The sequence below is a fragment of the Shewanella fodinae genome, from assembly GCF_014651955.1.
Classification (GTDB): domain Bacteria; phylum Pseudomonadota; class Gammaproteobacteria; order Enterobacterales; family Shewanellaceae; genus Shewanella; species Shewanella fodinae.
Map to the genome: position 1 here is coordinate 1 of NZ_BMXW01000030.1, position 26,038 is coordinate 26,038.

The window sequence follows — 26,038 nt, forward strand, 5'->3', positions numbered from 1 at the left end:
GAGTAAAACCTGATAATAAAAACAGCAGTCAAATGCTTTGGGCTTTTTGAGGATATTCCGGCGCGGAACTCATCGTGGAGCGGTAGGCGAGAGCCTCCAACAGAGACTCCGAATACATTAGCGCAGATCCACCTCGTCATTGAATTTTATGCTTGCAACAACGAGGCGGACCATACATTTTATAACTTGCTACACACATAACGTTCTACTCCGCCCCTGAAGTGGATCGCCTAAGTACCTGATAAAGCACTGGCACGAATAGAGACAATCACATAAGCAGCTATCATACCTTTAAATACCATCCTTTATGGATATAAGCTTTCGCTTTATTAGTGGAGCCACAATCACCATCAAAGTAATGACCGTGAATAATGCTGAAATTCCCCAAAATTTCTCATTCATTTGAGCATCTGATAAAGCAAAAATGGCAGCTACAGAGCTAGCTGGTAACAAGATCGAAGCAATGAGAGATATAAACAACATAACACTATTTGCAGTTGCATCCTGCGCTTCTCGCCACAATGAATGACTGTACTCTAGTTCGGTAAATATCTTCTCTTCTAGGGAATCGAGGTCACTCTGCTGGCAAAAATAGTTGTAAAGTTTATTGGCAAATGGATAAGTAGAAATAAGCGAGACCTTGTACTTTCTTCTAAATAGCTCAATTTTCTTAAATAACTTTACCCGTTGTTTAGCATTGGCCAGCACCAATTGTTCTTTGAAATATCCCAGCATTAGCTTTTGCAATAGCACTAACGCAAACAGATCCAAATAGTATTGGGACTGTTTTAGATTGAAAGCCAATGGCGAACTGTCAGTTGGGGTATCATCAACAAAAACCAGTCGTCCTAAATTGAGCTGACAACGCCAATCATTCCAATAACTAAACTGTTGTTGCTTTAAGCGTTGCAACTCGATATCAGCCAACTGATAACGAGGATTGCTGATATCGATGCCTGCACTTAGCTCACTGACGCAAGGAGGTTGATGGGGAGAGGCCTTTACTTGTTTTAACCAACTACAGTTGGCTAATTCATGGCCAAAAACATCATCACCATAACCACGCTCAACATCAAAATTGATGCCAAGCAACTCACTTATATGTTGCTTCAAAGACTTACTTAAACCATGTTGATCCGTCCAATCACTCACTGAATGGTTCAACATTCTTGGCTCCCAAGCAAACGCCATTCGATTTATGGCAGCCAACTGTTCAGCACCATACTCATCATTGCTGTGCATATGGATATACAGCAAGGTTATCTCTTCAAAAGCAATGATTGTTAATGCATCAAGCTTAATTGTCATTTCATTAGCATTGAGCGTTAACGGTCCTACTGGAGTATTGGCAAGATTAAATTCATAACGCCCTCCACTTAAAGGACAAAATAACTGAGCCCCTAATCGTGAGAAAAATCGACGACGGTCTTTAATATCCTGTTCGGAAAGAGACATACTCCACTGTTGCCAAGGTTGCAGCTTCAACGCCTTTTTAAGTACCGACTTAGTAATGAATAACGGCAAAATGCCCCATCCATGCCATTGATATAAAGCCATCACTCCACTCCTTCAGCTAGTGGCGGCAAACAATGCCTCAAACGCTTTATCTGATATTCTTCGGTGAGTTTCCATAACCTCGACAGTTCGTCTTCTCGGTACTTCGCACCAATAAACTCCTGAATACTCTTAAATGGGCGTTGTGGAAACGGGACTTTAAAGTAACCATCACAATCTTGTGCGAAGGCTTGTAATTGATCAGCGTCTTGCTGCTGAGAGGACGAGGTTAAGTAATAGCGGCAGGTATAACCCTGCAACTTAGATAAACTAACTGGTTTGGGGTGATACAGGTCCGTACCACAGAGTAAAATAGCCGGAATGCCCGACTCAAGACTTTTACTTAGCCACTCTAACGGTGCATTATCGACATACAGTACCGGAAGTCCTAAAGCATCCCACTCAATGTGGTCGACCTCCAGTAAAAATTGTTGGTGTGCTTCTTTCAATTTGGTCTGCATAAGATTGGAATTAAGCGGCACCATCATCTCTAAGATCTGTGGCAAATCATATTCAAGATACTGTCTTCCAAAAGACACTAACGCGCGGGTGGGTTGATGATCGCCAATGATAAATAGCTTTGCCTGTAAATAGCCGGAGATATAGCCCTTCACCTCCTCAAACGATATCGCCTCATCGGTGATGTTATAAGCCCGCTTGTCCTCAATAGTCGAGAAGTCTAACCCTGCTAGATTCACTAATTTTTTTTCTGTTAAAACGTGTTGAAAGTGAATGGGCTTAACATCATTATTACGTAGATCATCCAAAGGGATGAATGGTAAATCATAGGCACTTCTTGGCAATAAACGTTCACTCACTGCACAGTATCGATATGAACGCTGAACCTGTTTGATTGGAACCCCTTCCCGCAATGTTTCTTCACCAAGGTCAGTCAGTGCCACCAGCTCATTTTCAACGTTTATAAATGACCGTCCAATCATCTCATGAAACTTTTTCTGCACTTGTTTTTCAGCCAATCCGGTTAGCAAGGCAACTGATGCAACAGAATTGATCCCCTGTTTAATTAATTTAAATAGAATTAAATCAACATCACTCAATTCTTCACGACTACGTTCCTTCACCAACGTTTTTACATCGAGCATTGGCAATAAACATTCACGCGCATAAAAAATATTTTCATCGGGTTTCAGATTGTTATTCAATATATTGCGATAGCTATCCAATATCGCAAAGGAACGTTTGTGATCCTTTTTTCTATTTTGATTAGCCATGTACTGCTGCCTCCGCGTGATTAGCGATTATCTCTGGTTTCGCAGGTCTCGCAGTCGTTTTCGCCCCAAAAATGGTTGAAGCATTTAACAATGCGCCGGAGTCAGACAAAGTACTCTTAAGCAAACACATGGCCTGCTTAAATTCTTTATCCCTCACATCGTCTCGTTCAGCACCTTTGGTTAAGGTCTCTGAATCACCTATCATCACTAACTGCTTCTTTGCCCGAGTTTGAGCGACATTCAAACGGCGCCAATCAGCTAAAAAGCCCACATTGCCGCGATTATTTGAACGAGTGAAAGTAAAGATAATCAGATCACGCTCTTGTCCCTGGAAACTATCAACAGAGGCCACTAATTCATTCAGAGGCATGGATAACTCTTTCAGTTTGCCTTGCTTTTGCGCGCGCTTAATTGCTTTTTGAATTGCTTTCACGTGGTTGGCATAAGGCACGATAACACCGATTTCTCGATTGATAGCGAGTTCAGGTTTTTCAATAATTGCTTGCTCCAAAACCGAAAGAACTAATGCCGTTTCACAAGGGTTATCTTGCACCACTGTGCGCCCATCTTGTATGACACTGCTTTCTCTGTTCTTTGGCATTTTGCAAATATCTAACCACACCATTGGTTGCGGGCAGAACGCAAACAATGGTTTTTTCTTATCCATTCCGACTCCAGCGAAATAACGTCCACCATAAAAAGCTTCAGAAACAAAATCACTAATAATGGCCGGGCATCTAAACTGCGTATCCAACATAATTTTGTGGTCATCAGGCGCGGCATTCCACAAATGCTCAAACCAACTTAGCTGGTAAAGAGGCTGATAATCCTCAAAGCCTTGCGCTTCGATTTCTTCCAGAACTTCATCGCTGACGACAGGAGGCAATTGCTTGTGATCGCCCACCAATATCGCTTTTTTGGCACGTGATAGAGGAACCAGGATATTGTGAAGTTGTATTTGGCCTGATTCATCCACAATCACAACATCAAAATCCAGTTCTCTAAATAAGGACTTAGTGTTAATGCCAATACAGGTAGCACCGATTACATTCACTTTTTCCATCAAGATTTTATAAAGCGCCTGCTGACGCTCATTGCGCAATTTTTCAAACCATTGGAACAACTCTTGCTGAACAACTTTCACTTTTTCGAGGGTAGATTCAATACCTTGAATTGACGTTATTTCCAGCTCAACATCAGGCTTAATAAAGTTGAACTGCGGAACAATGACATCAAACTCCAGTTGCCATTGCCCTATGTCACTTTCAACTTTCGCAAGCTCCTCTGCTATAAACTGAAGCTTGCGCTCATTATGTTCAATTGCCAGCTTCTTTTGTTCAATGGTACGTAGCGCCGACACTAAACTGGCTTTTGTTTGTGATAGTTGTTCCTCAAGAGCATTAAGTTGTCGTTCATGCAACCAGTCAGCGATGAACTGCAGCACAAACCATTTAGGACGATTTTTGTATCTAATCGCAGTTCTTATTTCATCAGCGCGAGCTTCATAGCGACAGGCAATAGATTCGTACTGCGGTAATTTGCATTGTAAATTCTCTTTTTCGGCAGAAAGTTCAGCATATATGGTGCGGGCTCTATCACGCTCCCCGACCTTCTCCATCATGACATCTTTCTGAGACTGCAAATGCTCAAGTGATTGTTGCAGATTGGCTAAACGCTTCATTATGGCATCTGCACCAGCAAACAGTTCTTTTTGAAGTTTTACCGCCTTGTTGTCGAGAGTTATATCTTCTAATGAAGAGCTGATTTTGTTTTCATTGCCGATGCGTAAACATTCAAACTCTTGTTCTTCAGCTAATCGCTCTAGCACGTTATCGACTGCTTTATTGTTTTGCGATGTGACTAGCACCCTCATACCTTGAGCAGCGAAATATTTCACCCATTGCAAAATAACTGTGGTTTTACCTGTACCTGGAGGGCCCAGAACGAGGGTGTAATCATCAGTACCAGCACCACTATTAATCGCCTTTACTTGTGAAGCGGTAGGAGGGAATTTGCTCTCCGGCAAGGGAACATTCACAGGATTTAACGGCGCAGCCTCATAAGTGCCCGCGGCAACTGATAGCAACCATGGATTCTTTGACTCTTTCTCAGCCAGCGCGTCAATTACCGCTTCACGAACATTTTTCAACGTTGGCATAGCGGCTAAACCAAACATGCCTCTTTCCGGCAAACGTGCGTGTTCAAGCTGTTTTTCAATGCTTACACGAATAATGGGTTGATTCTCGACTGGCGCCAAATCAGTGATCTCAACCAAAACATCGGTGGGTGCACCGAGATCTGATAACTGCACTAGCAAACTAGGTTTTAACGCTACTAATCTTTCATAGTCTGCATCATCAAATTGCATCTGGTAATGCAAACGATAGGTTGTTTTTTGGCTGACAGATTGAATTTCAAAAGCGTTGAAGGGCGGCTCTTGCAATGCAGCACGTTGCTCCAACTCGTATTCAGCATTAACAAAGGATCTTAATGCATCGATGAGTTCAAGCTCTTGGTAATCCAACTCATCCAGCTCTTCATCAAAAGTTACTTGCTCTCCATGTACATTCCAAGGAGAAGCAATAATTTCTAATAACTGCGTCACATAGGTGCCAGTGGCAAATTTAGATTCGCGTATTTCTAAGCCTTCACCAAACTCTCGCCCCGTAATCAACAACAGGCCCTTAACCGCAGCCAGGGCACCATTTTGTAACATCCGCGCTTGATCTTGATGATTAAAATAACTAATGCGCCCAAGCCATAACCTTGGATTGCCATTGCTCATGCCTACATTAGCAGTGACTTTATAATTTCCCGCCAAAAAGGTGAGGAAAATGCCGTCCTTGTCTTTAGGTCGATAAACACTTACCCACACTCGTTCAACTTTGCGAAGTTGCCTAAACACTTCGTCCTGAGTAGGTCCGTTGGCGGGCCAACTTTGATCGAGATAGTTTTTCCCCACACGAGTAAGCAAAGGCAACTCTGCATTATAAGCAGCTATTTTATCTTCAGGCCAAAACGGTACCGAGGTATTGGCTACAGTCATACTTAATACTTCCCTGTTTTCGACGAGCGCAGTAAATTATACAGGTCACGATTGAGTGTTAATGATTGTTTTAAGCGTTTATTGGGGTCAAAGGACAACCCCTTGACTAACAGCGCTGACAGCGATTTGGATAGGCCGCTAGCCAGTAATAATTCAGCAATAGGTTGAGCCCAATCATCATTCATAAAGTTAGGAGTTAGTGTTAATGGTTGGCCAGTCATTAAAAAATGAATAGTTTGACACACACTAAAAACATCCACGCTTTCGGTCAGTCTTACATGCCGACTCAAGCTCTGCTCTGGCGCTTGGTAAAAGGGAGTCCCCTCTTCAAGTGCTCGTTGTTGATTAGCTAAGCCAAAATCAATCAACAAAACATCCTGCACATTGTTACCCTGTAATCTCACTATCACATTGTCGGGTTTAATGTCGCGATGCAGCATCCGCACACGATGAATATCTGCCACTTTTTGGGCTAGTTTTTGTGCCACCAGCAAGCGTTGTTCCTGTTCCATCACTGTCTGAGGTGGACGTTGATATAGCCCCGATAGTGGCTTACCTTCAATCCAATCCAATAGTAAATAATGCTGTTTGCCTTGCACCCAGTACTGCAGACATTTGGGTGCCATGCCAAACGGTAACCGATTCAACGCGGTCACTTCATTTTTGACTTGCTTGAGCAACTGCGCATCGTCAATTTCAATCACTTTTAAGCCGTAGAACATTCCTAGCTCTAAGTTCTTTACCTTATAAAACGCCCTCTTAGTAACATCATTACGATAAAGCACGTGTTCGATGCGATAGTTCATATTTGGGGCACAGACTAAACCATCCATGATTTAACAGCCTCTATGGTTTGGGTGATAGTAGGGCGATATTCAGGGGTAATATGTAAAATACGCTGCCAAAATTCCACATTGTCGGCATTGGCCTCAATCCCCAGCGATACGCATAATTGCCCCCAAAATTGTTGGCGACACCCTTTGGCTAACAGTTCTTTGGCTGACTCGTTAAATGGCAACACATCAGCTAACAATACGCAGGCTAGCAACCCGACACTGTAGATATCAGCCGCGAAGGTAAGTGTCTGCCCAGGTTGGTTAACCTCCGGGGCTTGATACTTCTGCTCAAAGGTGCGCCGCGCCGTAATTGGCAAGGTCGCAACCGATTCAAACTGACATAATTCAAAGTTAATCAATAACGGCGAGTTATCCGCTTTTACTCTGATATTGTTGGGGTTAATAGCGCGATGAATAACTGCCGGCCCTTGTATCTGCTGAATTTCAGCCAAGATCCTGCATACACTCAGCAATAAATTAAGCCGCGCCTCGCGAGTAGGATTGCTCTGCAACCAAGCCGTTAAGTTCTGCTGTGGCGCCGCCTCAAGAAATATATAAAGCTTATCGTCAGTCGCATGCTTGCCGTAGCAGTACTGCACCCCAGTTGTTTTACCTAACCGATTGAGAATGCGCGCTTCACGGCCAATCATCTGCATCTCACTCTGACGATGTACTGAACTTAGATGATCAAATTTAAATGCTTTCACCCAAATGGGAGTCTCATAATCCTTACCGGGATAAACTTGGTAATAGTCGGTGCTCTCAGCTGGCAAAGGTTGAGTACCGCATTGATAATCGTCTATCCAGATATATTCATCTACTGGCGTTACCGAGGTGGGTTCACTGAATTGCGCCACTAGCCGATTAATATCTGCTTCTATCAATCTTGCCGTAAGCTTTTTGCCAAAGCGCGCTTTACAGTGCTTCAATAACATGGCGGTGAAGGTCGCCGTTGAAGCTACCATCACCTCCCCCGCCTGAGTAAATGGCAACGTAAATGACTCTCCATTATAAAGACATGCCACGTTGGCGTTTGCCGAGGTAAATACTACTGCTGCGGCATTTTTTAACATCGGGTCGAGCGGTTTGAGCATGGCGAGATCTGCAAATGGTCGTAAGCCCTCTCGCAGCTTATGCACCGGGTTGGCAAAGCTTGTACAACCAAGATCGTTATTAACCTGCATGCCATTGCGGCTATCGATATTTAGCGTGATTTGTCCATGGTGATCTTTAAGTTCCAATGGCATCACCCCAAAAGGGTAAATCAATAACCCATCAAACAAGCGCGAGCTATTAGCAGTCAACAATGGCGGACAAGCGACAATACGAAAACCATTAAATTGGGGCACAGTAAACAGCGCAGAGGCTAACTCTCCTAACGCACGTCGCTCATGTTCGCGTTCTTCCTGCGGTCCTACAAATGGATTGTACGGCCAATGCGAATCAACAAAGGTCTGTGTAGTCGACATAGGAAACATCAACATAGACCAATCTTGCTCTTGCACTGCGGGGAGAAACGCTTGGTACAGATTGCCCCCTTTCAACTTTTCAGCGCTAAGTTGCGCCATCTGAAGTCGACTATCATTGAGTCCGTCGGAGGTAACCAAGAACAGGCAGTTTTCAGTAGTGTCAAATCTGCGAAACTGCGCTGATGGCAACTGTGCTTGCCCTAATACTTGCGAAGGCTGAACTTCAAAAGATTGCACATCAATGGCACGCACCCGCTCATCCACACGATAGCAACGCAAATTGCCCACGGAGTAACATTCATATTGCTGATGCGCTACGGCAGTTAATACCGCACATGCAGCCTGAGCTTGGTGTTCAAGTAAAATATGGTGTAACTCAGTGAGTAATGCTTCTGCAGCAAAAACCTCCGCAGTTTGCTGCTCAGCTAGCCACAACTTAATAGCCTCTAACCCTGCTCGCACATCAGCCGAAGACACCATATCAATCAAAATGGCTTGGCGACCGCTTTGGTGAATCCAGGTGAAATCTCCCACACTGTCTTTACCAGATATATCCTTAAAATGTAATTCCATGCTCGCGGTTACAACTCCTACTTTTGCATTGCTGGCCATTGCCATTGTTGAGCGAGTTGGCGTTGCAATAATGATTGCAGATGCTGACGCGCATCATCACTTTCGCTCGCGCCACATAAGCTCAAACTCACTTTATCTGCTTGAACACCTTTGTCTACATCCACACTGAAACCATGCCCCGCCTTAATGCTACCCACATTGGTCAGCATATAACGGTCATGGAAGTATCCTTTAGGAGCGGTAATTAAGTTGATGGCAGGAAGTGAAGCGTGTTTGCTGGAAAATTCACGTTGATACACTTGCTCAACGTTCGCAGTTTCCATAGTAGTCACAATGGTCAGCGTACCTACCGACTGATAACGCGCCATATCTCTGACTAATTGTTGTAACAGAGGATTCATAGCAAAACGGAAATAAGCATCGATAATGACCACCTCCTTCGCCAAATACCACAGCGGCAGTAAGGCGGCAGCAATACTGGCAACTTGTCGTTCAACCTGAATCGTCGGCGAAACCGGCCAACAAGTTTCGTCATCCAGCAAAGCAAGAAAGTTGAGGCCACAATCAATCGGTTGTTCGCTCACCACCGCGGCAAAGGGTCGCATGTGTTGCTGGCGTACCAACCACTGGCGCCATGGTTCAAAGCCATCGATTGCAATGCTTTGACGATCTTTAGGCAGCAAAAAGTACAGGTTGCGCTTATCTCGCTGTAGTTTATTCAGAAAATTACTGACTGACTTACGCTTAACAGGAGAGATATTGGAAGCTTTTAACGCCCGCACAGCGGCCTGCACCCACTCACGTAGCGGCGCGATAAGATAGCGTCCTCGTTCGGGGCCAAAGCTATTTTTGAGCAGGCCATAATACTCAAATTCGGCCATGCACTGAGGATCAAGCGCAATCTCCTTGAACACTAGAACAACTCCTCGTCTCGCTCCTCAAAAAAACCATTTGGCCAATCGTTGGCTAAGTCACCATCATCGGTAATCTGCGTGTTAATCACCTGCGTACCTTCGTCGCTGGATTCCAGATACAACAGCGAAATATCTGCTGGAGTTAATGGTGTATAACCCGATGGCAACTGCTGCTGTTCACTTTCACGAATACGCCGCAATAAACGCAACACCAGATGTTCACTATGGGTTTCAATTAAAAACTGGTTACCTGCTTGGCATTGCGTTAACAAATCACCAATAGCCACTTGCACCTTGGGATGTACGTGCAGCTCTGGCTGCTCGCAACACACCATGCCTTTACGGGGCTGGGTAGCTGCAATGACTAATGGGAAGATTTGCGCGACACCGGCACCGACATCTGCAGGGGTCACTTCAATGTGATGATGCACGTCCCACAGCACAACTTTATCGGTACTCGGTAGCGACGGTGCCGCTAATGGTTGTCCATTCAAACTGAATCGCTCTTGGTCAGATGGATGCTTTTTGACGAGCGCCATTCCCAAAGCTAAATGCTCGTCGCCAAGCCAGTGGTTACACTCACTGATTAACCGATCATCAGCATGTTGAATCGCATCCCAACTGGCCTCGCCGCTGTACCAATCCATCTGCTGAATATAATCATCAGAGCCATAGTAGCGATCGGGAATACGCCGCAACGGGCCGATCGACAAGCTGTCATTGAGTAACTTGGCCAAGTTATCAAGCGGTGCCACAAACAGATCACTCAGCACCTCATTAAGCCGCGCAGTATTCAAGGGAGAATCAGCTTCTAAGCTGGTGGACAAAGCGGCGCCCAGCTTAGGCAAAGCACCACAACGCGACTCAAACTCAAACAACGTGTGCTGATATTCATGGTGGGTATAAGGGCAACTTACCGTTTGCGGTGTGGAGGTTCCCGCCTCCAATAACCATTGTTGGAATACCTGGCCGTGGCTAACATTATTCGCGGTTTCTGTATCAGAGAGCAGCAGAGGATGTTGATAGTTGATCAAATGCACCACTGCATGTTGCTGTGGCTCGTCACTTACCGCTTCGGCAATAAACAGATCATCTGCCCACACGCTATAACGTGCCACGTAAGCACTCTGACTACTGGCATGCCAGCGAATTTCTAACTCAATATTGACACTGTTGGCCCATTCACTTGGGCTAGAAATAGTGAGATATGCCGACTGGGAGGCATGGCGCTGCCCAAGCAGTTCTTCAATAAACTGCGCGGTTTGCTGGTAACTGCTGCCCGACTCTGACGTTGGTTTGTCATAGCGCACATTAAGCACAATGGCATTATCGAGTGCCTTACCATGTACCAACGAGCTAAAGCCACCAACATATTTACTGCCCAGCGCCTTAATACGTTTGGGGCTACAGTCGCCCTGCGTGAGAATTTCTTGTAAGTAAAACAGTGCCAGCAATACACTGCTTTTACCGACGCTGTTGGCACCGAACAGCAGGGTAAGCGGAGCAAAATTTAGCGTTTGTGTGGTTTTGAACGCTCGAAAATTGGTTAAGCCAAGCTGAGTTATTCTCATACAGCACCGAAATAACACTTATAATTTATGAAGTTATCATTTAGTGCTTGATAAATAAATGTGCAGCGTCACACCCAGCTCAAGTTTTACATATTGAAGAGAGGAATGGATCTATAAATCACCGGCACATAATGCCTCAAACAAGATCCATTCCCGATAATCGATAGAGAGTCTAGCCTTCTTAGTCCTTATGATTCAGCCGGTTGCCTAAATTGCGCAAGCTGAGCGTCAATCGATTCAAGTTTATTTTTGTTTGTACGAATTAAACTACTCTTGTCGTCTAAATCTTGTACTACCTTCTCTGCAACCTGAATTTGTGGTGCAAAAAAAGCGAACATTTTTTCATCTGAGATTAGAATGTCGTATATGTCTTTAAAAGACTCTTTAATCATTGTGGTAAGTGACTCCTTTGCTTTAGCAAGTTCTTGCTCTCTCTCACTCTCTTTGTATGCATCCCATAGATCAGCACCAATTGTGAATGCAGCACCTGCAGGGCCTGCCCATTTTGAGATATTACCGGCCAATTTCGTGGCTTCCCAAGGCTTGAATTTATAAACATATCCAGTAAGGCTGCTAATCGTATCTCTAGCTACAAAGATTGTGGATTTGATTGTATCTGGACTGATTTTAGATAGCCCTTTAAACGCCCCACCCAAAGACTTAAATGCATCTCCACTTAGCCCACTAAGAAAGCTCTCACTGGTATTAAGCTGGCGAGTAATATCATCAGACATTCTTTGAGTGGCAGCTGATGATTGATCAAAGAAACGATCTACAACAGACTTTATTCTGAGATGCAATTTATACCCCACCCCATCTTCTGAATATCCTAAGGTGTCATCCATGAAGGGGCGAATGTCTTCCAATCCAATTGGTCTCAACTGTCCCATCAACTGATTTTCAATTGCGCTCAGCTCTTCAAATAGTTCGCCTGACAAGCGTTTTACTTCCGCTCTGCTTCGACTAATATCTTGTTTAAGGCGTGATGTAGCTTCATCGTTTTCTTCCACGAATGTATCGAGATCTTTAAGCTGCTGTTTAGCTAGCGCAACCCTCTGATTAACAATATCTTTAACAACATCCATCCCAGTCTTAGCCAACAGTAATTCTGGGACATTGGATTTCATGATATCGCTAGCCACCTTTTTAAGATCATTTATTCGTGATCGGCTCTCATAGTGTTCAGGCTTACCAAACCAAAAATCTAGGCCTCTCCCATTTGGATTCGAAGATATGCAAACGATGTTAAGTCGTTCCACTTCATCGTCACTTAGGCTCACAGCTCTTTTAAGCTTGCTCTTCAAGTTGTCTTTTTTAATTACGGCCTGTTCGTCAAATAGGATTTGATCTGTTAAATCAGCAACTTCATCCATTTTATTAATAATAAAAATTGTGGACGATAATTTATTAAGATCACGCAATATCCATTTAGCTATTGAGCTATGGCTTTCCTTGAGTGGGTTGGTGGCATCAACGACATAAAAAATCAAATGAGCTTCAGATATGAATCGTTTAGTGAGATCACCATACATCACCTGTTTTCCATCAATCTCTCTTTCTTTGTCCCCAAAAAGTCCCGGCGTATCAACAATTTCACATTTACCGGGAAGTCCTTCCGGCTTGTATATGCATAGTCGGTCAGAGGATTCATCCATGGAAATATTCATATCTGACATGAGCTTTCCTAACCACGCTGCAATTACACTTGTCTTGCCATCAGAAAATGCTCCTAGTAGAGCGATACGCAAAACATCTGATTCCACTGAAGCGATTGCAGATTGCAGCTTCTGCAAATCATCTTCGACATCCATATCCATTTCACCAAGCGCTATAAGCACGGAACGCAACTTTTCTAATGATTGAATTGTTGCTTCCTTCTCAAGGCTAAATTGCGTGAATTGTTCCATAAGGCATGCTCTCTAATTTATTTTTTAGTTCAGTAATTGTGACTATTTGTTCTTCAAAAATTGAAATAGGCCGTTTTAGCGCTTCTTCCATACTATCGACCTGTTGCATTAGACTTTTTTTGAATTTAACATTAATTGATTCTGCAAGTTGCGCTACTTCGTCTGTGATACTACTTAACGCTCTATCTCTGACTGTTTCCAGTTCAGTCCTGATTTGCGACTGTACCTTTCTGATTTTTTTGGCCTTGCTGGCCAAAAGACCAAACGCGGTCATTATTCCTCCAACAACAGCACCAACTCCCCCCCCAATCAATGTACCAATAACAGGGAAGGAACTGCCAATAGCCGCACCACTGGCTGCATAACTCCCAATTTTTAAGAGCATTGAACCGATATCTTTAAGCTCAAACTGCCCCCCAAAAGCCAAATCGCCCAGACAATCAAAACCAATATAGGAATGACTTGCACACCCTTTATCCGGCATAGGGCCTACGCGCTTAATATCTTGCAGCAACCGTTCTACTGCTTGTAATAGTTGCTCTTGAAAAACCGCTTCAGCATCTTCAATGTCTTTTAACATCTCATCTTCAACGTGGCTTTGCTTATCTCTAAATTCCTTTTTTATCAGATATTGAATTTCGTCATTACTTCCATAATTGTCAGCGACAATATCGTCGCTTTTGTCCATCAATTCGTTGAAGAAGGTATTCCAGCTATTTTTTCGCTTATTTACTAAATGGCGTTCAAGTTGCTTCGATGCATTTTCAAATGCTACTTTGCACTTTTCAAATTCAGGATTTATTTTTTCTAAAAATTCATGATGGCTATTTAGTTCATTGTGAAGAACTTCTAAATATTGATTCAAAGACTCAATTATCTTCCCTTTATTGCTTTCAACAATATCTTCTTTAAAAGTAGATATTTTATTTCGCACAACATCGGCAACTGAATCTATGTTGCTTAACCGACTCATTTCGCCTGCCGAAGAAAAAAACTTGAAGTAACTCCGCTGCTGCGCCGCTAAGTTTTGGTCTCTAGACGGATGAATAGTGGTTGATTGTGAGTTTTGGTCATATGCTAAAGAAGAAAATGCGAGTAAACCTTGAACACAATTACCAGGTATTAACACATGTTCCCCTAAAACCGACCTTAGAACATCCATGGTCTGCTTTAAAGCATCTGCCGCACCACCTTGAGAAAGCTCCACTCGGTCCTCCTCAAATTCGTAGGCATCAGCAAACCCTCTAACATTTACCAGTGGATAAACTGTAGTGCCATATTCTAGATACGAATTAATTTTATCAACTGTGGTTTTCTCAGGCTTTTTATTTGTCCCGTTGACATAAATCACCATGTGCGCCTTCGCAATTGCTTCTTTTACATGATGAACATAGTTGGATTCATTCCCTTCAATTCCAGGCACATCTAAAAGTTGAAAATCTTTGCCTTCAATATGTAGCGTGTAGCAGGTGTTTCCTTTAGTAAAATCAGCTTCTCCAGTCCCAATAATTAAACCGTCTACGCGCTTAACATCACGCTTTCTTTGTTCAAAATCAAATAACGAACTAACAAGCTGAAAGCCAATTTCATTTGCTAATGTTTGGACCTTTATCGAAGATATGTAGCTAGAATCGGTGAAATCATAATTCTCGTCTAAGCTATCGAGTTCAATCGCTGATGATTCTTTCATAACGATTACTTCACCACTAGAGGTAGGATGGTTACAAAACCTGCACCGATAGCGAAGGCTACAGCCGCTACCCCCACCAATTTCAATCGCATCTTATTGGCTGTTTGTTCCCTTAAAATTTGCAGCCGATTCTCACTTTCAGCACGTTCGAGCTTCAGACGGTTGTCACTTTCTTCACGTTCCAACTTTAATCGAGCAACACTTTCCTCATCCATCACCAACTTTAGAGCTTTGGTGCTAATACTTATACTTTCCACATTTTCATAAAAATCATTATAGATCTCCGTCAATGCACGATAAAAATCACCTAGTTTATTATCTAATTCTTCCTTTGACGCTTCTAAATCATCGTGATTACTTTCAATGAATTTCCGTCGAGAATCTTCATCAAAAAGAATACGCAACGACTCTAAAATTGTGCTTTTCCCAGCATTCGTTTCGCCAAAAAATGCCAGCGTAAACTTATCCCACTCGGCATGTTCTTCTAGAAAACTCAATTTTGAGTTGAATTTACTCTGTAACTCTTTGAAATGCGATTTCATTTTATCTAGATGAGTTTTGCCCTCATCATGTTCAACGTGAATATTTTCTATATCCACCAATGTTTTTTCTATATAACGAGCAACATCACTGTATAATTGGCTAAACTTTTTAGCTGTTTCCATTCCTATATTTCCACAATTAATTTCATCACATCCAAGATGTTAAAAAAATACAACATTTATATTAGCTTTTTGACCTATTTCAGATTGAGTAACGTTAATAAAAAATTCACTTCGCACCATTAGCCGCTTTAGCCGTCTCTTTCTCAGACAGCTGTGAGCTACTGAGGTACGGTACTTTGCCTGAGGGAACCAAGTTGGCTGCAGCATCCAGATGTACGTCTTGGTCATCAAAAAAGATATGCGGTTTAAAGGCTTTTAAGACTTTGCCCTTCTCTAACCCGCCCAAGAAAAAAGCTTCGTCTACATATACCCCCCAAGCGCGCAAAGTCTTAATCACGCGAAGATCGGACGGGCTGTTGCGAGCGGTGACAATAGCAATGCGCACTGGCGAGTATTCCACCCGCATTGGCAGGCGGTCTTGCAGTTTGGCGAGTTTCTTCAGCAAGGTGGCGTAAGGACCTTCTTCCATCGGCGTATCTTGCATCGCATCTTCCTGCGCGTGAAACGCTGCCATACCTTGGGTTTTATACACCAGTTCGCTTTTATCAGAAAACAGCACGGCATCACCGTCGAAGGCGATGCGCACTTGCCCCTCGGGAATGCTTGCATGATCTTTCGGTGGATCTTTTAAAATGGCGGCGGCGCTATGGCCCGAATCAATCACCTTTTGCGCGTCGGCCACGTCGGTGGTGAGAAACAAGTCCACATCAAACGCTTCGACATAATCTGCTGCCGATTCACCGGCAGTAAACGCTGAACGGGTGATATTCAGTTTTTCGTGGCGAATAGTTTTGAGTACCCGCAAGCCCGTATCTGGGCTGTTGCGTGACATCACCACCACTTCCACCAGCGGCGACTTATCACCTGCTTGCATGTACTGGTTCAGCCCCAACAAGGCTTTGACGAGCGGAAAGCCGGTGCCGGGCGCAAGCGGAATATCTTCATGCGCGCGCATATAGTCACGAAACAGTTCAATGGCTTTATCCGGATCATCTGCCTTCGTCTCACGAAACATTCTGTCTGACTCGTTCATATCAAACAGCGCAGTGGCGGAGATACCGACCACCAAGGTGTTACTGAGATCTAACGGCATAAACCATCCTTGTGTTTATAGTTGGCCGGAGAAGGCTTTTTGGGAAAGCGCGTTAAACAAATCCGTCAGATAGTTGCTTGATACAGCATTCTTAGACAACCGTTCATTCACGGCATTTACAATGGAAGCAAATCTATCTTGTAAGCTCAATGGTGGCAGCATAATTTGGATATCTTGGAGTTCTTGAGCATTGATATTTGCCATACCCACAATGCTTTTGCACATATTTAGCAAGGTCTGCTTACCGTGAATCGAGTTTAAATACGCTGAGATATACCACGGATTACCAAGCTCATTAGTACGAACTCGAATCAGATAACCGGCAATTGCCATTGATTCTTCTTCATTAAAGACCGCCGTTTTACCCACCAGCTCTTTACTGTTGGTGCGATTAAACAAAAGGTCACCTTTTTTAGCTAGATACTTATCTTGGTCTTTTTCGCTTAAATCAATATATTTAAGGTCGGTAAAATCCCACTTTCCTTCATAGGTAATATTGCCCATACGAAGAATAGGAAACTCACCATCAGTCTCAGATGCCTTCGCTGATGTTCCGTAATTAACCGACGTTACTAAATCTCTAATTGTGCCTACAGTCCAACCTTTCGGATTGGTGACCGGATCGCCAAACATCTCCAGAAACACACTGCGGAGGAAGTCCTCGGCCAGTTTGATGGCTTGTTGGCGCTTTTGACGAATGGCATCGGCTTTATCCAGAATCGTCGCTATGCGTTGCTGTTCAGCTAATGGAGGAAGTGGGATCTTTATCTTTGAGACTTCTGCGGGTCTCGCTCGAACCAAAGAGCCACCAACACCTGCCACAGTATTCATGAACTGCCTATGGAAAACATCACTCATCAAAAAATGCTTCAAGAATTGCGGATAAAATCGTTTATCTCGAAAAACAATCCACTCACCTGAGCCTATCTGCTTACGCCCCCTACTCTCAGGTACAACCCAGCATCTTCTGATATGTGGAACAATTTTTGATAACAACACATCACGGGGCTCTAAAATAATTTTCGAAGAACCTATATCACATCCAGCAAGAACTTCTATTTCCTGATTGTCGTATGAAGGGATACTTAGAAGATCAAATATCTCGTCAGGAAATTTTACGGGATTAATTGCCCCGCCTCGCCGACACATAAACTGTCCAGCTTCTACCATCGGCCAACTCATAGCATTTTCTCCAAGGCTGCTAAGTCAGCAAGAATCTCGTTTTCCAGTGTTTTAAGCTTACTTAAGATAGCTTTGGGGTCTTCATAGGCCTGCTCTTCATACACCACTTCTTTGTAGCGGTTGATGGAGAGGTCGTAGTTTTGCGCCACAATATCGGCTTTACTGACGATAAATGCCTGTTGGGTTTTATCCTGCCACGGCGCTAACGAGGCATTGCTACTGACCGCTTGTTGATAAGCGCGGTATTGCTTGAGCAAGTCAGGCAGGTCGTTGTCTTTAATCGGGTTACGCTTGTCATCCAGGCTGAAACCATCGGCTTGCACATCATAGAACCAGACATTATTGGTGCTGCCGCCTTTGGTGAAAATCAAAATGGCGGTAGACACGCCAGCGTAAGGTTTGAATACGCCGCTTGGCAGTGAGATCACCGCTTCTAGCTGGTTATGCTCCACCAACTGAGAACGTAACTGCTGGTGGGCTTTGGATGAACCGAACAATACACCATCGGGCACAATGGTGGCCGACTGACCACCGATTTTGAGCATGTTTTCAATTTGCGCCACAAACAGCAGTTCAGTTTTTTTGGTTTTAACTTTACGCAGTACGTTGGGGCATACATCCTCTTCATCGAGGCTGCCTTTAAACGGCGGATTCGCCAGAATAATGTCAAAGCCTTCGGATGCCTCTTTGGGGTAACGCTCTTTAAAGCTTTGGCTTAGGGTATCTTGGTAATGAATGTCGGGCTGGCGAATACCGTGCATCACCAAGTTCATCGCCGCTACCCGTAACATGGTGGAATCAAAGTCAAAACCGTAGAACATATCGCTATCGATATATTCGCGTTGTTCTGGGGTAATTAAGTCACCGGCATACAGCAAGTTGACCTGCTGCTGACCATTGATGTCCAGCAATGGCTTGCCGTCACTGTCGAACAGCGGCTCACGCTCAACTGCATCGGCGGAGGTGTATTTCTGCAACAGGTATTCGTAGGCGGTCACCAAAAAGCCACCGGTACCACAGGCCGGGTCGCAAATACGGCTGTTCACGCTGGGGTCAAGCATTGCCACCATGGTGTGGATAATGTGGCGCGGGGTTCTGAACTGGCCGTTAATACCGGCGGTAGTGAGTTTACTCAGCAGGTATTCGTACAAATCGCCTTTGGTATCGGCGTTATCCAGCGGCAGGTCATTGACCATTTCGACCGCTTTCACCAGCAAGCTGTGCTTTTGGATCATCAGTTGCGCGTCTTTCATAAAGTCGGCAAACAGTGAGCCATCTTCTGAAGCCGTAACGGTACTGGCAGAGCTTTCGGCAAAATAGGGGAACAGCTCATCTTTCACCAGCTTATACAACTTGTCGGCACCTAAATGACGGAAGTTTTGCCAGCGCAGGTGTTGCTCATAATCAGCAAAGCGGCGGTTGAATGGGCGACCAGTACGGGCAGCACGCTTTTCATCGGCTTGCTCGTTCATGTCTAACATGCGGGCATAAATCAGAAAGGTGATTTGCTCAATCACGGTGAGCGGGTTGGTGATGCCGCCTGTCCAAAATTCTTCCCAGAGTTTGTCAATTTTACTTCTTAACTGACCGGTGATCATGGTTGTCCTGTACTACGTAAATTAAAGAGTGATAGCACGTTCAATTCGGGTGTGCGGTTGACCTAACACCACATCAAACTGCTGAATAAATTGTTGAATGACATTGGCCTGTTGTTCACTGAATACGCCATCCAGCCCCATGTCGTGAATGCTGGTAAAGGGCTGGTCGTATAACTGACCGATATTGATTGCGCCATAGCGGATCAAGTAGTTTTTCAACATGCCGATAAAGCGTTGTTGTTTGGCATTCATCACCGTATGGGTTTGCTGCACAAATACGGTAAATTCCCGCTCGATGACTTCTTGGTCCATGCCGATAATGGTGCGCAGAATTTTATCCAGCGAGACTGTCGATTCCGGGAAAAACGCTTTTAAGGTGTTCAAGTCTACATTGGGATTTTGGGTGTGTACCAGCGAGTTAAGTTGCACCAACTCCTGTTCGGTTACTAATTCCCCGGCCCGAATTTTTTTCAGCACCACATCGGTGGCAAATAGCGGTTCAAGCGTCTTTTCGACCTCTTGGCGATAGATCTGATAATCAATCGACACGATATTGGCTGCTCGTGAAGTTTCACGGATTTCATCGGCGTTCTCTTTGATGTCGATGACATAATCGGTAGCAGGCGGCAGCGCCACTTTATCGCGCAGATGGATAATACCACGCAGTGCTTTGCGGCTTTGTTCTAATTGGGCAAAACTGAGGTCTTGCCAGTAACTGTCTTGTTGGATGGCTGCGATGTCGCTGGCTTTGGCGCGCACTTCGTTGAGGTGCATTTGCAATTTGGCAATTTTGGCCACCAGCGCTATACGTAACTGGTCAATTTGGCTCGGGTCAATGTAGAGCAGCGTTTGGATAGTGGCCATGTCGTTATCGAACTTAAACGCTTCGCTCTGCCCCATGATATTGCGCCACTGCATTAATGGTGCAATCTGCTGATACAGCTCCGCTTTGGTTTTGGGCGCAAACTGGTTGAGGTATTTTTCATCCTTGCAGCGCTCCACCACTTGCCAGTTATCCCGCACGGCAATGGTGTTCATATCCAGCGCACCTATGTCGGCGTGGATCAGCTTAATGACGTCATCAAAGGTTGCGATATCGGCTTTTTTCAGCGCAGTTTCTGCCAGCAATACTCTTGCCTCAAACAACTTTTGCAACAGCGATTTGCTTTGCACCACATCTTCCTCAGCAGGATCCATTGCAAAATATTCAAAATTGCCCCAATGGTCGAAAATCAGGAAGTGGGTTTTATCTTTGCCTGACCCATAAAGGTCTTTACACAGGCGCGTACCACGGCCAATCATCTGCCAGAACTTCACCTTGGATTTTACCGGCTTGGCAAACACCAGGTTGACCACTTCGGGCACATCAATACCGGTATCGAGCATATCAACCGAGATGGCAATACGCACACTACTCTCGGCCGTCGATTTGAAATCATCAATCAGTTCTTCGGCGCGTTCATATTTAGAATGGATCACGCGGCAGAAATTAGCACCAAGCTGTGGATACAGTTCACTGAACAGCTCTGCCAGTAACTCAGCATGTTTGATGTTACGAGCAAATACGATGGACTTTCCGGGCAATTGCCCATCAGCATCACGCAACCCCTTTTCCATCAAATTACGCAGGATGATGCGGTTGGTATCTTTGTTTTTGACCGTTTCATCAATTTGGCTGGCACTGAAGTCGAGGTCATTGGGATCTAGTCCTTGGTCTTCCAACTCGGCAACTTGTTCATCGGTCAGGGTGTCTTTACTGATACCATCGCGCAGAAATTTAGTGGTTAAGCTAACAATTTTAAAGGGGACCAAATTACGCTCTTCAATGGCCTGCTCCAGAGGGTAGTTGGCGGTGGGCAGTTTAAAGTCGCAATCAAACAGTTTGCAGGTAGAACGGGACACCATTTCCACTGGCGTCGCAGTGAGTCCAACTTCTAATGCATCGAAGTATTTAAAAATATCGCCATAGATGTTGTAGATGGAACGGTGCGATTCATCGGCAACAATAAGGTCAAAGTAACCGACATCGTACTGTTGAAAGATGCGCATCATTCCCGGATAGGTGGCAATAAACACTCGTGCGCTATTGGCTAACTCTTTCTTACTTTTACCCAGTATATACAATGGCTCTTGGGTAAATTCGTTAAAGGCATTGCCCGCCTGTTTGCGCAGCTCTTTGCGGTCACACAAAAACAGCACACGTTTGGCCCAACCAGCATCCAATAGTCTTTTGGCCAAGGCAATGGCAACGCGCGTTTTACCAGTGCCTGTGGCTTGCACAATAAGCGCCTTACGGCGTTTATCGCTAAACCGCTCGCACACCCGAGTAATGGTTTCAATCTGATACAAACGCCCAGCGACATTGGTATCGATGGGGGTTTGGTTTAAATCCTGTTTAAGACCTCGCTGCTTAATGAGATATTGCAGGCTGTCTTTGGAGTAATAACCGTAAATTTTACGGCTGTTGTAGCCTTGTTTGTCATCCAAAATGCGGATGTCGTAACCATTGGAATAAAAGATTACCGGTCGTTGACCGTATTCTTTATCCAGCGCATCTGCATAAATTTTGGCTTGCTCTCGACCTTTCTCTACCGATTCACGAGTGCGCTTGGCTTCAATCACCGCTAACGGCTTTTCATCGTCATCAAACAGTACGTAATCGACTCGGCCCATACCGCTAGTTGTTGGCTGGTGAGGCACCACAAACTCTTTGCGTACTTCGTCGGTAGAGCTTTCATCCAATGAGACATTCCAACCGGCGGCGCGCAGATCCATGTCGATGATACGCGCGCGAGTTTCCGCTTCTTTGAAATCGAAACTAGAAGTAATGGTGGGGTTTTGTTGCTTGACGCTGTCAATCTTGGTCTGATTGATAGTTTGCTGTAACTGCGCGGCTTTGCGCTGCGCTTCGGCTTGTGCTTCTTGGGCTTGCTCCAGCTCTTCAAGTGCTTGCTTTAAACGCGCTTCGTTTTCGGCAAGTTGTTGCTGTAGTTTTTTATTCTTACGCTGATATTCAATGCGATCTTGCGATACCGGTTGCTGTTGTTGCGGTTGAACAAAATCTGGACAATCTTGCTGTTTGCCACCGTCGTAAGCCATGAACAAGTAACAGGCGATGAAGTAGCCTTCTTTTAAAATCCAAATGGCTTGCTGTTGGTCAACTTTGCCCTCGTGTGCGGCTTGGTTACCACTTTTGCGCAGAGCATGCAGCTTATCGGTAATAAGCTGCGGCACTACGGAGGTAAACTCGTCGGAAATTAGCTTGTCGTAGATATTAGCGTTTGGCAGCACTGGCAAGCGCAATTCATTGTAAAGGTAGCCAACCACTTTTTCGGCGAAACAACGCATTTTGACCAAAGAACTCTGGGGGTCAGAAATTGCGTATTCTTCAGCAAATGCCCCGAGTTGATGTAAGTCGGGCCATTTACCTTTGATGTGTTCGAAGTTCTTCGACTGCTTCATTCCGCTAAATCCTTTATGCGTCTGGGAAATTTACCTATCTGTGCAATTACCTAATCGCGTATTAACAACATAATTAGAGGCTTGGTGTTACCAAGCCTCATCAAGCGTTAACGAGGCTTGTACTCAAGTACTCGTTTACGGTTTTCTTTAGCCGCTACTTGACCAAAATCTGCACCGATGTAAGTAAACTCTTCTAAATACTCACAAATAAGTTTCGTCGGTTCATCGATTAATTCGCCATCATCAGTTTTTGAGAATGCTTGTGCACGAAGAAAACACTTACAGTTCCCCACTGAGAACTCAATAACTTGATCGTCAATGCGTCCATCTCTGGCGGTATTCTGCTTTTCCAATTGTTTGATGGTAAGTACCAGTTCCAGTATGTACGCGCCAGGATTATATTTATCTAACTCCTGCAGAAAGAATTCTTCGTCTCCTTCAGAAAATAGACACCCACGTTCTCTAACCTGATCTAATGTCATCTCATCCTTTAGATAAGGATGACTATGGATATTGCCTAGCCGGTAATATCCCAACTGTTCTGCGATATCTTCTTTTAAATCTTCAGCTTCAGCTTTGTTACCCACTGAACCACTAGCCATCTCCGCAGAGGTATCAACAGAAACAAACTGAATTCGGTTATGGTACTCATCGTTCTTTTCGTCAATTTCGATATCACCATACAGAGATGCATGAAACTCTATGCCACTGCGCTTCTTGTTACCATGCTTAATGACAAAAGCTTCGAAGCCATTAAGTAACATCTGGGCAAGTGCTTCCTTGCTAACCTCAACTAAATGATTCATTTTTCTTCCTTTTTAAGAATACAACGCTAACGCGTTTTCCAATTGTTTGCTTACATTTACTCTCAAGTTTTCGGGCTCTAACACTTCAATATTGGCTGCGTGGGACATTATCCACCAACGCAGTTGCCAGCTATCGAAGACGGTAGCTTCCAGTCGATACCAATCATCGTCTATCGGGGTTAACTCCATATCTTCTGCTATGGGTTGCTCTGCGATATATCTTGCTTGTTGCTTACGCACGCGAGCTTTAAGTTGGATAGCTCCAACTGCATTATCACTGGCGAACTGCATACCTCCGGCAGCAAGATACGCTTTTAATGAAAAGACGGTTATGGGGTTATTCATCCCTAAAAGTTCGGCTGAACTCATACGATGCATCGCAAATCGAGTTATGTCTGAATGTCCTTCAACAGTCGCAATCAAATATAACACTTGGCCGCGCTGGACAAGTGCCAAGGGAGCGAGATGATATTGCCTAGATGCAGAGTGATTGATTGCTTGGTATCGGATCTCAAGCTGCTGTTGGCGTAACACGGCATTCTGTACCCGTTCCAATACCTTTTCATCGATTAACGGCGGGATACTACTAAGCTCTGGCGCGGCACAAGCAAATTTTTCGGACCAGTTTGCGAGCAATGATGATTGCGACAATGTTTGCTTTGCTAACGCAAACTGTGGCTGTAAACGCTTGAGTAACTGCACAGGTAGCAATGGCTTAATCGAACTTTCTACTAGTAATAAAGACAAGCAGTCTGAAAATGACAAGCCGGGCATCAATGCGCCAGAACTTCCTGGCATCCAACGCCAACGCACTTCATGCCCGACCCTTTCGTTCTCGATATGAAAGATTTCAGATAGGAACGCCAAATCGCGTTGAATAGTACGCAGCTGTTGGGAAACGTCTTCCGACGTTAAATGATCCAGGATTTCGTCTGTGGTTTTGCCTTCGGCCGACCGGGATAGAAATTTGAGGATCATCCACTGTCGATGTACGGATTTCACAGCATTGACTGGACGCATCGAACTCTCCTTGTCCATCATCTACCATTCACTGTATTTGCATTTTCTAATTTTGGATCTATCAAACCTAAGTCAATAAAACATTGCAAGTATTCTGCTTTAGTGTGTGAACAACCTATCAACTCGTCATCAGGATAAAACTCATCAAAATATCTGACTAGGAGTTCTCCCTCTGACAAAGTAAAGGTCGTTTTACTGCAGAGGTATAGGAAATCCTCAGGGGCTAAACGGCTTAATTGCTCGAATAGGAATCGATTACCGCGTTGCTGCAGGCAAAAATGCAGCAGTTCACGTTGAAAATAATGTTCTGAATAATCAAATGATACTGGAAAGCGCAGCGGCATGATGGCTAGCGAGTGCAATAAGGGACTTTCAGGATAAAACTCTTTTACAACGATTGCAGCAATGAATAGCTCCGCGAGATAACAGTTGAAATTACGATCTTTGCTCCGCCTTAACTTACGACTTCCTCGTAACAAGCTAGCCTCCAATGAGATCGAAGAAAACCAATCAGTATCCTGCCAACAACGCTGCTCACCACAATATTGCCGGTTAAGCTTTTCGCAACGCTTTTGATATTCATCAAGCACAGATTCTGCTGCTGTAACTAATGATTTTTGAGCTAATCCATTCTTATCGTTAGCAGTGAGTTCAAGTTGCCTTAGCAAAGATTTATCACTTTCTAAAAAAAGTGTGTATAGCTGCCGCAATGCTGGCTGTTTAAATTGAAAATCTGTCGCGTATATTAATAACTGTGCCTTGAGCCATGAGGTGGTACCGCGTAACGACTTAGCCCATGAGATAATAAATAGACGGATCAACAGCATAGGGTCGTAGTACTCACATTCGGGTCCTTGTGATCGCCAAGTACAGATTTCAGTAAAATCATCACACTCTTGCAAAAAGATATCTGGGTCTTTGCCGACAAGCTCAACTCCGAGCCACCGACCATCGGCTTCTTTTTTGACATACAAGTACAACTCGTCCCAATACTGATGAACCATAGCCTTTACCTTCAAATTAAGGGGAACGCCATTAAGGCGGTTCCCTAGTGATTGAGAGGTAATAATAGAGATATCAACGTCAAATGATGTCGTTAACAGAATTTAGGAACTGAATATTCAAATATTTTTGTGCTAAATGAAATATGGGCCATTCCAATGAACTAGCTAAAACGCTGTGCGGCGCACATGCAACTCTCGTTAGCAGTGTTCAATATTGCTGTTATTCATAAAATGCTGATGACAGCTGTAGATGTCGGCAGCTTAGGAGTATGGACTAATACCAAGTATGCTAAATAACTGTTCCAAATAGTAGATCACAGGAAGGGAACTCAGTCCTGTTTGAGCGATCAGATCTATCGCCAAACAAACCCACCACTCGCCGAGGACTGGGAATGGCCATCTTAGCACCACTATGC

At 44.3% G+C, this 26,038-nt stretch carries 17 protein-coding genes; all 17 read right to left on the bottom strand.

Annotated elements, in window-relative coordinates; genetic code table 11:
- Positions 1–291 precede the first annotated feature (291 nt).
- The 17 genes from IE064_RS17240 to IE064_RS17320 all read right to left on the bottom strand — a co-directional run bounded on the left by IE064_RS17240 (position 292) and on the right by IE064_RS17320 (position 25,622).
- Complete coding sequence (locus IE064_RS17240; protein WP_189618920.1) at positions 292–1,557, bottom strand: hypothetical protein; 1,266 nt, start codon at positions 1,555–1,557, stop codon at positions 292–294.
- Complete coding sequence (locus tag IE064_RS17245) at positions 1,557–2,786, bottom strand: hypothetical protein (protein WP_189618921.1); 1,230 nt, start codon at positions 2,784–2,786, stop codon at positions 1,557–1,559. Before IE064_RS17245 ends, IE064_RS17240 begins: the two co-directional genes overlap by 1 nt.
- Positions 2,779–5,832 (bottom strand): DEAD/DEAH box helicase, encoded by a 3,054-nt coding sequence (locus IE064_RS17250; protein ID WP_189618922.1) that lies wholly within the window; start codon positions 5,830–5,832, stop codon positions 2,779–2,781. Before IE064_RS17250 ends, IE064_RS17245 begins: the two co-directional genes overlap by 8 nt.
- 2 nt (positions 5,833–5,834) lie before the next feature.
- Complete coding sequence (locus IE064_RS17255) at positions 5,835–6,638, bottom strand: serine/threonine protein kinase (protein ID WP_229800137.1); 804 nt, start codon at positions 6,636–6,638, stop codon at positions 5,835–5,837.
- Between the two features lie 14 nt (positions 6,639–6,652).
- Positions 6,653–8,710, bottom strand: a complete 2,058-nt coding sequence (locus IE064_RS17260) for a protein kinase domain-containing protein (protein WP_189618924.1) — start codon at positions 8,708–8,710, stop codon at positions 6,653–6,655.
- A 17-nt stretch (positions 8,711–8,727) separates the two neighbouring features.
- Entirely contained in the window at positions 8,728–9,624 is an 897-nt protein-coding gene (locus IE064_RS17265; protein ID WP_189618925.1) for a hypothetical protein, read from the bottom strand.
- Positions 9,624–11,195 (bottom strand): DUF3696 domain-containing protein, encoded by a 1,572-nt coding sequence (locus IE064_RS17270; protein ID WP_189618926.1) that lies wholly within the window; start codon positions 11,193–11,195, stop codon positions 9,624–9,626. Before IE064_RS17270 ends, IE064_RS17265 begins: the two co-directional genes overlap by 1 nt.
- A 188-nt stretch (positions 11,196–11,383) precedes the next feature.
- Positions 11,384–13,102: a LeoA/HP0731 family dynamin-like GTPase gene (locus IE064_RS17275; protein ID WP_189618927.1), complete on the bottom strand. Its 1,719-nt coding sequence runs from the start codon at positions 13,100–13,102 to the stop codon at positions 11,384–11,386.
- Positions 13,080–14,792, bottom strand: coding sequence for a hypothetical protein (locus IE064_RS17280; RefSeq protein WP_229800139.1), 1,713 nt, complete (start codon positions 14,790–14,792; stop codon positions 13,080–13,082). Before IE064_RS17280 ends, IE064_RS17275 begins: the two co-directional genes overlap by 23 nt.
- Before the next feature lie 5 nt (positions 14,793–14,797).
- Positions 14,798–15,457, bottom strand: a complete 660-nt coding sequence (locus tag IE064_RS17285; RefSeq protein WP_189618928.1) for an OLD family protein — start codon at positions 15,455–15,457, stop codon at positions 14,798–14,800.
- A gap of 106 nt (positions 15,458–15,563) precedes the next feature.
- Positions 15,564–16,550, bottom strand: coding sequence for a 5'-nucleotidase (locus IE064_RS17290; RefSeq protein WP_189618929.1), 987 nt, complete (start codon positions 16,548–16,550; stop codon positions 15,564–15,566).
- Positions 16,551–16,565: 15 nt separating this feature from the next.
- Complete coding sequence (locus IE064_RS17295) at positions 16,566–17,732, bottom strand: restriction endonuclease subunit S (RefSeq protein ID WP_189618930.1); 1,167 nt, start codon at positions 17,730–17,732, stop codon at positions 16,566–16,568.
- Positions 17,729–19,330, bottom strand: a complete 1,602-nt coding sequence (locus IE064_RS17300) for a type I restriction-modification system subunit M (RefSeq protein ID WP_189618931.1) — start codon at positions 19,328–19,330, stop codon at positions 17,729–17,731. The genes IE064_RS17295 and IE064_RS17300 overlap by 4 nt, the downstream gene beginning before the upstream one ends.
- Before the next feature lie 21 nt (positions 19,331–19,351).
- The gene (locus tag IE064_RS17305; RefSeq protein WP_189618932.1) at positions 19,352–22,792 is read right to left on the bottom strand and encodes a DEAD/DEAH box helicase family protein; all 3,441 of its coding nucleotides are present in this window, start codon (positions 22,790–22,792) and stop codon (positions 19,352–19,354) included.
- Positions 22,793–22,899: 107 nt separating this feature from the next.
- Positions 22,900–23,598, bottom strand: coding sequence for a hypothetical protein (locus tag IE064_RS17310; protein ID WP_189618933.1), 699 nt, complete (start codon positions 23,596–23,598; stop codon positions 22,900–22,902).
- A gap of 12 nt (positions 23,599–23,610) precedes the next feature.
- Complete coding sequence (locus IE064_RS17315) at positions 23,611–24,618, bottom strand: helix-turn-helix transcriptional regulator (RefSeq protein ID WP_229800141.1); 1,008 nt, start codon at positions 24,616–24,618, stop codon at positions 23,611–23,613.
- Between the two features lie 17 nt (positions 24,619–24,635).
- Positions 24,636–25,622 (bottom strand): hypothetical protein, encoded by a 987-nt coding sequence (locus IE064_RS17320; protein ID WP_189618935.1) that lies wholly within the window; start codon positions 25,620–25,622, stop codon positions 24,636–24,638.
- Between the last annotated feature and the right edge of the window lie 416 nt (positions 25,623–26,038).